The following is a 13054-nucleotide window of genomic DNA, read 5'->3' on the forward strand; positions in this document are numbered from 1 at the left end:
CGAATGAAGAAAAAAATATTCTTTATGTTGATTAATATGAATGTTGGTGGGACTGAAAAAGCATTACTAAACATGATCTCTGAGATACCAAAAGAAAAATACGATATTACCCTTTTCATGCTAGAAGAGTATGGGGATTTTTTGAAATATATTCCAAACTATGTTACTGTTAAATATCTAGTTGGCTACAATCAGATTAAAGCTATAATAAATCAACCACTTCACAAAGCAGCGGTTAATGCTTTTAGAATAGGTAATTTTATTAATGCATTTATTTTAATATTTCTTTACCTCACTTCTAAGGTCTTTGATGACAGACGTATTGTTTTTAATTATGTTTTAAAAAACTATAAAAAAATTGAAACTGAATATGACATAGCAGTAGCTTATGCAGGTCCAATGGACTTCATAAGCTATTTTGTTATTAACAAGATAAAGGCAAAAAAGAAGATCCAGTGGATTCATTTTGATGTCACAAAAGTCGGATTCAATAAAAGGATGGTTAATAAAATATATAAAAAGTTCGATAAAATTTTTATTGTTTCAGAGGAGGCAAAATCAAAACTAATAAATCTTGTTCCTTCCATAAGTGGAATAACTGAGGTGTTTTATAATATTGTTTCCCCAAGTCATATTAAATCTAGTACTAAAGAAGGAAAGGGATTTGAAGATGACTTTAACGGATTAAGAATTCTGACAATAGGAAGGTTATCAAAGGAAAAAGGTCAAGATTTAGCAGTGCGTGTTTTAGCTAAATTAAATCGTGAGGGATACAATGTAAAATGGTACTGCGTTGGAGAAGGAAATTCTAGAAAGGAATGTGAGAAATTAATATTTGAAAAAAATTTGGGGGAGAAATTTATATTGTTAGGTTCAGATACGAACCCTTACCCTTATTTAGAACAATGCGATATATATGTACAGCCTTCAAGATATGAAGGTTACTGTATTACTGTAATTGAAGCGAAACAGCTTCTAAAGCCTATTATTACAACAAATGTAAATGGAGCTAATGAACAAATTAAAAATGGAAAAACAGGTCTAATTGTTAATATTGATGAAAATGAAATATATCTAGCATTAAAAAAGTTAATCGATAATGAGTTTTTTCGAACTAAATTCTCCAATAATTTATTTTATGAAACCTATGACTCAACTATAGAGATGAAAAAGTTATTTAATATATTGGAAGGATAATAGTATGGGAAATCAACTAAAAGCCGGAGCGGTATTATCATATTTGGCATTATTTTTAAATAGTGCGATATCAATAATTTATACCCCAACAATGCTTAATCTGATGGGGCAGTCGGAGTATGGATTATATAGTTTAGCTAACTCTGCAGCAGGATACATTGGGGTTCTAAATTTCGGATTAGGTAATGCAGTAATTAGATATACGGCAAAATATAAAGCATTAAAAGATGAAGAAAGTTGTTCAAAAATATATGGCACGTTCTTTATTATGTATGGAATTTTAGGTTCTATTGCGTTGATTGCAGGTATAATTTTAACATTAAATTCACATTTACTTTTTTCAAATTCATTAAATGTTGAAGAGGTTAAAAAGTTAAAAATTTTAATGGGAATAGTAACATTGAATTTATCTTTAGGAATAGGATTTGGATTATTTAGTGTTGTTGTACTAGCACACGAAAGGTTTATTTTTCAAAGAATTATGGTTATCATTAGCTCTATTGTTAGCCCACTCATTATGTTTCCGCTATTATTAATGGGGTATAGATCAATAACCATGTCAGTGGTTTCATTATGTATTACATTTATATCCATCCTTACTAATATTTATTATTGTTTTAAAATTCTTAAAATAAAAATTCTGTTTAAAAAAGTTGAAAAAAATTTATTTAAAGAAATTATCATTTTTTCTTCCTATGTATTTTTAAATTTAGTAATTAGTAAATTATATGATTCAACTGATCAGGTTATTTTGGGTATATATAGCGGCACTATAGCGATTTCAATCTATACCATAGGAACTACTTTTACTGGATATTTTTCAGGTTTTTCTTCTTCAATTTCCAATGTGTTTTTAAGCAAAGTTACTGGTATGGTTGCTAAAGAAGTACCTGATTATGAATTGTCAGCTCTATTTATAAGGGTAGGTAGGATTCAATATATAATAATTTCGTTTGCATTAAGTGGCTTTGTCGTATTTGGGCGGGAATTTATTCTTTTATGGGTAGGAAAGGAATTTTTAGATTCATTTATTGTTGCATTAATAGTTTTAATACCAATGATAGTTTCCCTTATTCAAAGCATGGGGGGAATAATACTTCAAGCAAAAAATATACAGAAATTTAAAACGATTATAAGTGCCTTAGTTGCAATTGTAAACGTACCTTTAAGTATTATTTTTGCCCAATTATGGGGAGCTATTGGATGTGCTCTTGCCACGGCAATTGCGTTTGCAATTGGAAATATATTCATAATCAACGTTTATTACTGGAAAAGGATAAAAATAAATATACCTAAGTTTTGGATGAATATTTTATGTATGAGTTTTCCGTTTATCATAAGCTTTATATATGGACAAACAATAAATAAAATAATACCAGCAAATTCATGGGGGCTATTGATAATAAAAATAATTATTTTTTCAGCAGCCTTTATTTTTCTAATGTGGTTTACAGCAATAAATAAATATGAAAAGAGTTTGTTTATAATTCCATTTAAAAAATTCACTCAGAGATTGAAAATTAGAGATTATACGGCATAAAAACATGGATGACTACTTAGTCATTCTTTTTTTGTAATTTTTTAAATTATTAAGTAACAAATAATAAAAGTTATGTAAGGGTGCTAATAATGAAATTAAAAAGTAAAATCTTGATTACCCTAAATTCAATAAAGAGGAATTATTATAATTGGAGATATTGGAATAATGTGTATAAAAATATGATGAAGTATACCCAATCTTTAGCTTCAAAAGATAAGAGTTATATGCTTCTATATAAAAATAAACCAGGTATAGCATTATCTTTCGATGACAGTTTTAGAATTAATGATTGGTATAAATATGGAAATAAAATATTTGGCTATTACGACGTAAAAGTCACCTTTAATATAAATGCAATTCACCACTTTAAAGGAAAAAGAGAACATACACAAAAAGAAATAGATATGCTTCTGGAATTACAATCAATGGGGCATGAAATTGGGCATCACGGTTTTAAACATAAAAAAGCAACGGATTATTCTAATGATTTCGGGTTAGACAGCTGGATCGAAGATGAAATCGTGACTTTAATTGATTGGATGGATCAACAATCACACTCAAAGACATTAGAGAAATTTAAAAAACCAGTTTCCTTTGCTTTTCCTCACTTTCTTTTTGACAGTAAACACGTTTCTGAGCTAGTTCCGAAATATTTTAAGATAGTTAGGGGTCATTTATATAAGGAAAACTTAATATCATTTAATCATTCTGGTTTTACACCATCTATTTGTTTAGATGGTTATTATTCTTATAATCTTCATTATATAAAAAAGATTATGAGATTAGTCAAAAAATCAGGGAAAAATTTGATTTTTACATGCCATTCTATATTACCTAAAGAATTTGATTGGGATGTTTATGGCTGGGGTAAGGAAGCAAAGAAATCTGGAACATGGAGAATAACACCCCAAATGATTCAGACTATAATCAATGAGGCAAGAGAAATAGGTTTGGAATTCTATACAACTTCTGAAATAGCTGGTATTGCAACTTTCATTGACCATAATTTTGAAAAATGCATTAGAGAGCTAATTTCTAATCCTTCTTTAAAGTGGATACCGTTATCCGAATTAAGTCCAATTGTAGAATTAGATTTAAGCAACCAAGGAATTTCCAATTTAGATGGAATTCAGTACTGTGTTAATTTAGAGAAACTTCATTTAGGTGGGAATAATATTACGGATTTTAGACTCTTGAAGAAATTGCCAAAGTTAAAAAAAATAAACTTTGGGAATGATTTAAAAGAAAAAATAAGTAACATCAACTATTAACAAAAATGAAATTGTTATAACTTTACATCACATCTATAGGAGGATGGTACCATTTTGCTATCAATTAATTTAATTGATTCTAATAGTAGAGCTTCAAGCATCTTAGATTTTTTAAGATTTCTATCTGCTCTAATTGTTTTTTTGTTTCATTTCTATGTTCCTCTTCCAGGATATCAAGCAGTAATGATTTTTTTTGTTTTAAGTGGATATTTTATTTCCTCTACAGTTTTAAAATCTGTTACCGAAAATCGATGGAGCTGGAGCGACTATCTTATAAAAAGAATCACTCGGTTATGGGTTGTATTAATCCCTTGTTTATTTCTAACCCTAGTTTGGGCTAATTTCCAGTTGCACTTATTTGGCAAAAATGAAAAATTACTAAATGTTTTAAATTTAGAAACTCTTATTGGAAACCTATTTTTTTTGCAGGGAATTTTGGTAAAACCGTACGGGCTTAATGGTCCATTATGGAGTTTAAGTTATGAATTTTGGTATTATATAATGTTTCCTTGCCTAGTTCTTACAATAAAGGCTAAAAAGATAAGACTAAAGGTATTTTATGCTTTTTTATTGATTAGTATTAGCTTTTTAGTAGGTCAAAGAATCACTATATATTTTCTTGTTTGGTTATTGGGAGCGATAATCCCATTAATAAATCCTTTAAAAATTTCCAATAAATATGCAAGTTATACTATATTAACAGTAGTTACTTTAATAGCCATTCTTTCTACACAATATAGTACCATCGGTTGGAGTGTTAGTTGGTATAGTTTTGGGCATGATTTAAGCGTTGGACTTTCATTTTCGATTTTAATTTATATTGTTATTTCTTTTTACAATGTCAAAAGAAATTCAAAAACTAATATACCTAATCATTTAGCAAGTATTTCCTATACTTTATACTTAGCACATTATCCAATTGCAAATTTTGTTATGGTATGGTTGGTATCTCCTCTTTGGCCTTTTGAATATACTACTCTGACTATTAAGTTATCAATCGCAATGTTTGTTCTTCTGTATTCCTGGCTAGTGGCAAAATTAACGGAGAGGCATACCAGTAAGGTTCGTTTAAAGGTATCACAGTTTTTTAATTTAATGCGTTTACAGTTGAAAAATAAACAAAAAACATTTTCAAATAGGACAAATTAGTAATGTAAGAGTATAGAAAAATTTGAATAAAAAGTAGACCCTACTGACAGATGTCAAGATTCTTTAAAGTTATACATCGGATTTTAAGAAAAATACTCCTCAATAATGTACAATATCTTGTTTCTGCGGGGAGTTATTATCTCTACAAAAAGCAGAATAATAGATGATTATATGAATATTTACCAGTTGTAGATTGTAATCGAACGATAGGATAAATGGTTACCTGATTCAGAAAGAAGTGATTAACAAATATTATAAGGAAACATGGTCAAAACAATATAATGGAATAAGTATAATGTTATTAAATACTTTTAAAACGCTTTTTTTGGTTTATTTTTTTGATTCATACCCTTCCCCATTCTATAAAGATATTCTATATTTCATTTTGAATAACATTTAATAATCTTTATGAAAATATCTTTTTGCCCCTTCATTAACATTAAAAATATATTATCAAAAATTTCAATAATATGATGCCAAAATATTACCTGAAAACAAACCTAGTGGAATATTAAGAAGAAAAGCTCCTGCCTAACCATAGAGATTGTTATATGTGGAGGAAAGGGGTTAGTAGATAATTGTAAAAATTTTTAATAAAACTTGTGAAATAATACATGTACTTACACAGATTTGAAAATTAATATACGTAATTATTCAGCATGAATGTACCATGTATACATATAATAAGATGTAATGAAGTTTTGTTAGATAGCCATGCGTATAGGCAGTTCTTCTACACCAATAGGTTAATATTCCTCCTTCAAGGATTTTAACGAAGATGCCTAATTGTTTTATTTCTTCATTAAAAATACTACTATTTATAAACATGGTTCAGGGAAATGCAATAACGCAAATTCAAAATTACTAATTACTATTAATATATGATCACCTAGAATTAAAAATTTTGAATGCTTTATCCTCATGTTTTTTGTCATTTTAAATAGCGCAGAAGCAAAAAACTTCAAGAAAGGGCTACAATATAATGGAATTCACAAAACAAGATATGAAAATAACAAAAGGAGTGGCAATATTATTTATGCTGCTCCTTCATCTTTTTTGCCGAAAGGATGTCCAAGGATTGTATGATACTTTTCCCAAGATTAACGGAGTTCCTTTAGTATATTATATCGGCTTATTTGGCGATGCATGTGTTCCAATATTCTGTTTTGCGAGCGGATATGGATTATTCATTAGCCTTCGCAATGAAAAAGGTTCGCTCCTTTGGAAAAATTTCATAAGGATATTCAAATTGTTAATAAATTATTGGATTGTTTTTGGATTATTTGTTATCGTTGGTGTTCTGGCAGGGAAATCCGATATTTTACCAGGAAGTCCTATTAATTTTATCCTCAACTTTTTGGTATTATCAAATTCATATAATGGTGCATGGTGGTTTGTTCAAACCTATATTATCCTGGTGCTAATTACACCATATCTTTTTAAGGTTGTTAATAAATATAATTCTAAACTCCTTTTATTTATTTCTTTCCTTATCTATTTAGCAACTTATGTTCAAAGAATTAAACATGTTATTGATTTAGGTAATCACACAGCCTTAACAACTATTGTAAATGCAATCGTACTAGTGGGAACATCCCAGCTACCGTTTCTAATTGGTGCTGTTTTTGCAAAGGAAAAGACATATTCAAAGTTGTTAAACTTGTTTAATCGATTTTCGCAAAAAAACTTGATATGTATTATCGGAATTATTTTACTGGTCCTTATTCATTCACAATACGAATCAATGATCATTTCACCCATTACAGGAATTGCGTTTATTTGTTTATTTAACTTAATGAATAAAGGTCGCCGGCTAATAAAAGTTCTAGATTATATAGGCACTCACTCAACTAATCTTTGGTTAACCCATATGTTCTTTTATATGACGATTTTTCCAAGCATTGTTTTTGCACTAAAATATCCAATACTTATTTTTGGATGGCTCATCATCCTGTGTTTAATTTCATCATATTTAATTTATTTTATCTATAAACCACTATTAAGGATCATTGATAAAAAGGCAGTATATATAAAATCTAGTGAAAAAGTGTTAGGGTAATGTTTGGATAAATATAAATAATAATTACAAAATTTTTGAGAGAAGGGATGAAAAGATGCGTTTAGCATTTATTTCCAATATTCATGGGAACGCAATTGCTTTGAATGCAGTTTTAAATGACATTCGTCAAAAGAACGTTGATAAAGTTTACGTATTAGGAGATTTATGTTTTCGCGGTCCTGAACCAAAACGTTCGCTTGATATGGTTAGGGGACTTATACTGAAGTTATAAAGGGAAATGCTGATGAATGGGTGTTGCGTGGTGTTCGAAGCGGCGAGGTTCCAGACAGTGCCTTAGAAATAATGAAGATAGATAGGGATTGGACAGTTGCGCATTTAGATGTAGACAGTCTCGAATATTTACGGAATTTACCAACTGAATTAATCATAAAAATTGGTCGATTGAAAATTCATGCCTTTCACGCAACACCTGACAGCTTGTTGGAAGTTGTTTTGCCAAACGAAAATGATCAGATACTTGTAGATAAAATGATGAGAACGAAAGCAGATCTATATATTTATGCTCATATTCATAAGCCGTTTATAAGATATGTTAATGGGAAGAGTGTGATCAATACAGGAAGCGTAGGATTGCCGCTTGATGGTCTAACTAAATCATCTTATGCTTTACTAGATCTAGAAGAGAATCGTGTTGAAATAGCTATTATAAGAGTAGATTATAATTTAAATAAAGTTATAAACCAATATAATGATTCAGATTATCCAAATTCGGAACAAATGGTAAAGATTTTAAAGAATGCTCAAGTATGAAGGATTCCTATTTTTGCTTATACTAAATACAAGCATCTACTTAATAGATGCTTGTAATCATTCAAATTGTATTAGCTTAAAGTACCGAACTTTTTAAATACAGCAGTTGTTCCAAGCAGTTTCCATACTTGAAAATCCCTTTTTATCCAAACGACAGTACCATCCGTTACAGTAGAGGAAGTGCCCCATGCCGGTTCAGTGCTGCCGCTCGATCCAGCTGTAGTACACTCATAGTAGCTATTTGAAATATTTGATGGTAAGACTTTTTCTCCTACATTGTAAGTCGTGTTCGCTTTCCACACAGGTATACCAACAATGTCCTTGACGGTAGTATATAGCGGGGAGGTTGGAAAGTTTGGCATGATAGTTGAGGTTTTTGCATTCCACACAGTAGAGCAATAAACATATCCATTTACCGAGATTCTTTCACCAGTGTTATACACCTTTAAAGCTTGCCAGCCAGGGTAGGTATTAGCAAAACCTTCTACTGTGCATATCCAGCCTATAAATCCGTCTGCTGCCATATTACTATTTAGAATCTCTTTCCCCAACTTGAAATAACCGGATTTAGGAATAGAGGTCGACCAGTTATAGGGATCAATCACACCGTTTATGTTATTATTTTGGAATGACGGTATTTGCGTATTATCAACCGAAAAAGTAACATTACCTTCTAAGGTATTATTAATAAAGGTTATTTGAACTTGATCTGGAGTCGAACTAGGACAGTTTATTGCTTTCAAGGCTAAATTGGATTTGAAAGTATTCCCATCAACGATTAGTTTTCCACCAGTAACATTATTCCAATATCCATCAATTACGCCGGAAGAAGTGGAAGTGGCATTGGGATATTGGAACAAGTTATTTATTAATTCAACCCGAACTTGGGTTAGGGCTGAAAAATAAAAAGCTGTGCTGGACCCTCCATTAAATAAACAATTTATAAATCTTGCTAACCCATTATTAGAGAAACTAAAAAGATTATATCCATCCCAGGTAAATGTACAGCCTATAAAATCTACGGGTTTGTCAAGGTATAACATTCCTGTATTATTAAATCTACAATTTGTATAGGTACCCCTTAATATTTTTATCCCACCATTATTATTCGATATCTTCTTGGTGTTAAGGAATAAAATATTGCTGTATGACCATCCTTCTGTTGCATTTACATCGCCATTTAATATTAAACTTGATGATCCTAAAGCTCCTTCAAACATACAACCTGTCATTGTTTGCGGATAAGTTCCAGCATAAAAACCAGCACCTGAAATAGCATTATTATAATCAGAATCAACAGTGAATCTGCAGTTTGATACTGAAACACAATAAGCTTTAGGTCTGTTTACACTTAGTGAGCTATTCCAGAACGTGTTATTATCGACAAGTGCTGGTTCTGTTGTTCCATTACCAAGGGAAACACTAGACCTATGCAAGTGATTGTTGCTTATTACACATTCACCATCGATGTTAGTACTAGTATCTTTAAAATAATTTCCTTCGATAAATATTTTTCTTACACCAGGGTATCCTGTAATCCCAATACCTCTTTCAATTTTATTATTTCTTACGTGGAAATTTTTCCCCTTTACAAATATTAATTGTAACTTATTATCATGGAGAAAATTATCTTCAATCCAAAGGTTTTGATTTAACGCATAGTTATCTTCAACATCTAATGCAGCAGATGGACCAGTACCGCTTATATGATGGATATCATTGTTCTTAACCCAAACAAACTTAGCTCCCTGTAATGTAACGCCTAGTCTGCGGGTATGATGGATATGGCATTTTTCTATGAAGGTAAACTTTGGTATTTCCATACTTCTTAATGTTAGTCCGTTTCCTGATGGTGAAGGAATATTTGATTGATGCAGTACTATTTTTGCACTGGTTGCCCCATCCGGCAGTGGGATCTCATCATAAAAATCAATGTTTGTTAAGGAAGAATTAAATGTGCCGTTAGCGTTATAAAAAATAATATCAAATGGTAATGTGCCATCAATCTCTGAACCAACGGATTGATAACTAATATCTCCGTATATACCAAAGGTTTTCCATTTTACTATTTGAGAATTAGTTAAATCTATGAAAATATTAGAACGAATTTTTGTTGAATCTGCTATTAAGTTACCATTAGTGGTGTTGATTGAACCTGACTCAAATGTGATTGCATAAGTTTTAGTCGGAGTTGTAGTAGTATAAATGGCTCCACCTGTTGCAAATAAAGATACACCATCCCCTGTCAAGTCCAGAAATTCAATATTATCAATTGTAATAAAGCGGGTATTCGTTCCTTCGCCCTTTGCTGTATTTACTATATTGGGAACTAAGACACCCATTCCCCATTCATGTGTACTAGCTTGTCCAGGTGTTGTGTAGTTATGATTATATCGGTCACCTTGAATAATTCCGTTTGTGACGCGGGAAAACATTTGATTTTGTTTGTAACATATTACAGAATAAGAAGCTAACCCATTGTTTCGAATTCTTAGAGTAGCTCCATTTAAATTAAGGGTCATAAAACCTTGCGGCTGAATGGGGATGGTTTCATCGATTAGATATGTTCCTTTTGGTAATACAAACTCTGTATATCCCTGTTGAGATGCCCATACAATTGCATTATTGATTCCATTTGAATTATTGGTTGCTAATGTTTTATCACCGTAATCAGAAACAGTATTTGAAACACCCCATTGAGTTAAATCTAAGACGTAACTTCCACTGGGAAGAGTAGACATAAATCCATGCCTCCAATTATTTCCGAATTTAGAAAGTCACATACAATAGGAATTTAGGTGGAGTTGATAACAATCGGAGAGAAAATAAAATTAATAGAAGTTATTAATGGATCAAAATTTTATTAAATCAGAAGTTAAAACTTGTCCACTTTTAGAAATTAATAGAACCTTTGTACTATTCTCTTTGCAAACGAATTTTTAATGTGACTTTTCATTTATACTTATTCAAAAATTATAAAAATGTATAGACAAAATCCTTCAAAAAAGGCCTTTTTTATTTAAAGCGTAGAATACGCAAGGAAGGATTTTGTCGAATGATTGTTCTTTAATAGGAACAACATTTAGATTATAATTATTAAATAAGATAAAATAATTGGAATTATTATGATTAAATTATATGAAATAGCAAGGTTTTTATTTTTTTTTGAACTTGTGTTCTTTATAATGAACATATTTTGATAAGGAGGTGAAAATGTGATAGCAGATAAGGTTTATACAAGGCCGCTAGTTTTAAGCCATCAACCCATCCAATTTGAAACCCGTCATAGTTGGAATCCAGGTAAAGGAAATAGTCCTGATGAGGATGGGAATGGTGGTATCCGATTCAAAGGTGATGATAATAAAAATTCACAACCTTGTGGAGCCGGTGACGCTGGAAATGGAAATAACACTGGAAACGGAAATGGAAATGGAAATGTTGGGGTAGGCCAATGTAACCCTAATGTTAACTAAAAGGTAAAAAGCAACGGGAAGTCAACGGGCATGTCTGATTGACTCCCCGTGTTTCGTATAATTTTTTAAGGAGACCCATATGAGGCAATTAACAACGAAAATTGGCGATCGTAACATCCGCATCTTTATAGATTCCCGAAAACTCAATAAATTTTTCGAAAGAAGCTTTCCAGCATTTTTAAATGCTGAAGATCATCCACCTAATCTTACAATCAAAATTAAGGACGGATACGGTATTCCTTTTAAAGATTATAAAGTAGAGATAACCAAGCAGAATCAAAAAATCCTTTATAAAAGAGCTGATTATTTAATTGAGGTCGATGTTGATTATACCGCTGCCATCATTTCTGCCCATGATGAACTTGCCCTAAAACATGCTCTAACTAATCTCTATAGTGCATTCATCGTCCATCATCATTGGGGATTGTTAATCCATTCCTCCTGTGCAATCGATAATGGAAAGGCACATATCTTTTCCGGTCAATCGGGGGCAGGTAAATCAACGGCGGCCAAACTCTCCTATCCCAGGGAACTTCTTTCTGATGAAGCAACACTAGTAAAAATTACATCCGAGGGAATCCAAGTCTTTAATTCCCCATTCCGCAGTGAACTTGAAGCAGAAAAATTTGAGGGGAATATTGAATTGGCAAGTATCCAATTATTAATCCAAGCACTACAAAATAAACGCGAAAGATTAGAAAAGTCGGATGCCCTTCTTCATTTAATGGATAAAGTGTTTTTTTGGCCCCACACCAAGGAAGAAACACAAACAATTATGCGCTTACTGACATTACTGGTAAGACAAGTACCTGTATATGAGCTTCATTTTCAAAAAAATAATACATTTTGGGAGTTAATATCATGATGACTCAATTTATTCAAAAAGAAAATGTAGAAGCCACTGAGCTGGATGGTGAATGGATTCTTCTAAATACCGACCAATTAACCGTTACCAAATTAAACGAAATAGGTGGTCTGTGCTGGTCATTATTGAACAATGGTCAAACAGGGGAATCCCTAGCACAAGCTATCTCTGAAAGATTTCAACCAACTGGGGATAAAGATCAAATTAAAAAGGACATGGAAGAATTCTTATACCATCTTAATGAGTGCGGGCTGATTGAGCATGTTAGTCGATAACCAAACCTTTATGCTTCTTAAAAGAACGATTGAAAAAGATGGGTGGCTGGAGCTTCCGGCGTATGGGAACAGCATGTATCCATTTATCCAACAAGGTAATCTTTGTAGATTCGAGCCGTGTGACCCATCATTGGTAAAAAAGGGCGATGTGATCTTATTCCAATCGCAAGATGGTCGGTTAATTGCTCATCGTTTTATTAGGACGAAAAATATTGACCACCAACCACAATTTTTCCTAAAAGGAGACACAAACCTAGGTTTCGACCAACCCATTGGGAAAGAAAGAATCCTTGGAAAGCTAGTTTGTGTCCAAAAACATCTGCATAAAATTTCACCAGATGCTTTCACAACAAAACTGTGGGGGAAGTTAATCCTTACCTTTCCTGGCCTTTCAGGTATTCTACGAAAATACCTAAACCGGAAGTTGAACTTGCAATATTAAAAAAAGTATGGA

General features: G+C 31.6%; 12 protein-coding genes. 11 read left to right on the plus strand and 1 reads right to left on the minus strand.

Going from position 1 to position 13054, the window contains the following annotated elements:
• The first annotated feature begins 3 nt into the window (after positions 1-3).
• The 7 genes from J2Y67_RS15080 (at position 4) to J2Y67_RS15110 (ending at position 7987) form a co-directional block, all read left to right on the plus strand.
• Positions 4-1197 carry a glycosyltransferase gene (locus J2Y67_RS15080; RefSeq protein ID WP_310175401.1) on the plus strand — a complete coding sequence of 398 codons (1194 nt, stop codon included), beginning with the start codon at positions 4-6 and terminating at the stop codon, positions 1195-1197.
• A gap of 4 nt (positions 1198-1201) precedes the next feature.
• Positions 1202-2737 (plus strand): oligosaccharide flippase family protein, encoded by a 1536-nt coding sequence (locus tag J2Y67_RS15085; protein WP_310175403.1) that lies wholly within the window; start codon positions 1202-1204, stop codon positions 2735-2737.
• A gap of 89 nt (positions 2738-2826) precedes the next feature.
• Positions 2827-4008, plus strand: coding sequence for a leucine-rich repeat domain-containing protein (locus J2Y67_RS15090; protein WP_310175405.1), 1182 nt, complete (start codon positions 2827-2829; stop codon positions 4006-4008).
• A gap of 54 nt (positions 4009-4062) precedes the next feature.
• Entirely contained in the window at positions 4063-5157 is a 1095-nt protein-coding gene (locus tag J2Y67_RS15095) for an acyltransferase family protein (RefSeq protein ID WP_310175407.1), read from the plus strand.
• Positions 5158-6139: 982 nt separating this feature from the next.
• A complete protein-coding gene (locus tag J2Y67_RS15100) occupies positions 6140-7216 on the plus strand; it encodes an acyltransferase family protein (RefSeq protein WP_310175409.1) in 1077 nt (358 codons plus the stop codon).
• Positions 7217-7271: 55 nt separating this feature from the next.
• On the plus strand, positions 7272-7448 hold the full coding sequence (locus J2Y67_RS15105) for a metallophosphoesterase family protein (RefSeq protein ID WP_310175411.1): 177 nt from the start codon (positions 7272-7274) through the stop codon (positions 7446-7448).
• A 20-nt stretch (positions 7449-7468) separates the two neighbouring features.
• Positions 7469-7987, plus strand: coding sequence for a metallophosphoesterase family protein (locus J2Y67_RS15110; RefSeq protein WP_310175413.1), 519 nt, complete (start codon positions 7469-7471; stop codon positions 7985-7987).
• Between the two features lie 71 nt (positions 7988-8058).
• On the opposite strand, the gene J2Y67_RS15115 is transcribed toward J2Y67_RS15110, so the two are convergent.
• Entirely contained in the window at positions 8059-10728 is a 2670-nt protein-coding gene (locus J2Y67_RS15115) for a right-handed parallel beta-helix repeat-containing protein (RefSeq protein ID WP_310175415.1), read from the minus strand.
• 474 nt (positions 10729-11202) lie between these two features.
• Here J2Y67_RS15115 and J2Y67_RS15120 point away from each other — a divergent pair, with 474 nt between their 5' ends.
• From J2Y67_RS15120 to J2Y67_RS15135, 4 genes are all read left to right on the plus strand, one after another.
• Positions 11203-11460, plus strand: a complete 258-nt coding sequence (locus J2Y67_RS15120) for a hypothetical protein (RefSeq protein ID WP_310175417.1) — start codon at positions 11203-11205, stop codon at positions 11458-11460.
• Positions 11461-11539: 79 nt separating this feature from the next.
• Positions 11540-12325 (plus strand): hypothetical protein, encoded by a 786-nt coding sequence (locus J2Y67_RS15125; RefSeq protein WP_310175418.1) that lies wholly within the window; start codon positions 11540-11542, stop codon positions 12323-12325.
• On the plus strand, positions 12322-12600 hold the full coding sequence (locus J2Y67_RS15130; protein ID WP_310175421.1) for a PqqD family protein: 279 nt from the start codon (positions 12322-12324) through the stop codon (positions 12598-12600). The genes J2Y67_RS15125 and J2Y67_RS15130 overlap by 4 nt, the downstream gene beginning before the upstream one ends.
• Positions 12587-13042 (plus strand): signal peptidase I, encoded by a 456-nt coding sequence (locus tag J2Y67_RS15135; protein WP_310175456.1) that lies wholly within the window; start codon positions 12587-12589, stop codon positions 13040-13042. Before J2Y67_RS15130 ends, J2Y67_RS15135 begins: the two co-directional genes overlap by 14 nt.
• Positions 13043-13054 lie beyond the last annotated feature (12 nt).

This window comes from Neobacillus niacini, from assembly GCF_031456445.1.
GTDB lineage: Bacteria > Bacillota > Bacilli > Bacillales > Cytobacillaceae > Neobacillus > Neobacillus niacini_I.

What these genes read in the sequence shown, in the direction of transcription:
- J2Y67_RS15080 (WP_310175401.1), top strand. Translation starts at nt 4, where the DNA reads ATGAAGAAAAAAATATTCTTTATGTTGATTAATATGAATGTTGGTGGG.
- J2Y67_RS15085 (WP_310175403.1), top strand. Translation starts at nt 1,202, where the DNA reads ATGGGAAATCAACTAAAAGCCGGAGCGGTATTATCATATTTGGCATTA.
- J2Y67_RS15090 (WP_310175405.1), top strand. Translation starts at nt 2,827, where the DNA reads ATGAAATTAAAAAGTAAAATCTTGATTACCCTAAATTCAATAAAGAGG.
- J2Y67_RS15100 (WP_310175409.1), top strand. Translation starts at nt 6,140, where the DNA reads ATGGAATTCACAAAACAAGATATGAAAATAACAAAAGGAGTGGCAATA.
- J2Y67_RS15105 (WP_310175411.1), top strand. Translation starts at nt 7,272, where the DNA reads ATGCGTTTAGCATTTATTTCCAATATTCATGGGAACGCAATTGCTTTG.
- J2Y67_RS15115 (WP_310175415.1), bottom strand. Translation starts at nt 10,728, where the DNA reads ATGTCTACTCTTCCCAGTGGAAGTTACGTCTTAGATTTAACTCAATGG.
- J2Y67_RS15125 (WP_310175418.1), top strand. Translation starts at nt 11,540, where the DNA reads ATGAGGCAATTAACAACGAAAATTGGCGATCGTAACATCCGCATCTTT.
- J2Y67_RS15130 (WP_310175421.1), top strand. Translation starts at nt 12,322, where the DNA reads ATGATGACTCAATTTATTCAAAAAGAAAATGTAGAAGCCACTGAGCTG.
- J2Y67_RS15135 (WP_310175456.1), top strand. Translation starts at nt 12,587, where the DNA reads ATGTTAGTCGATAACCAAACCTTTATGCTTCTTAAAAGAACGATTGAA.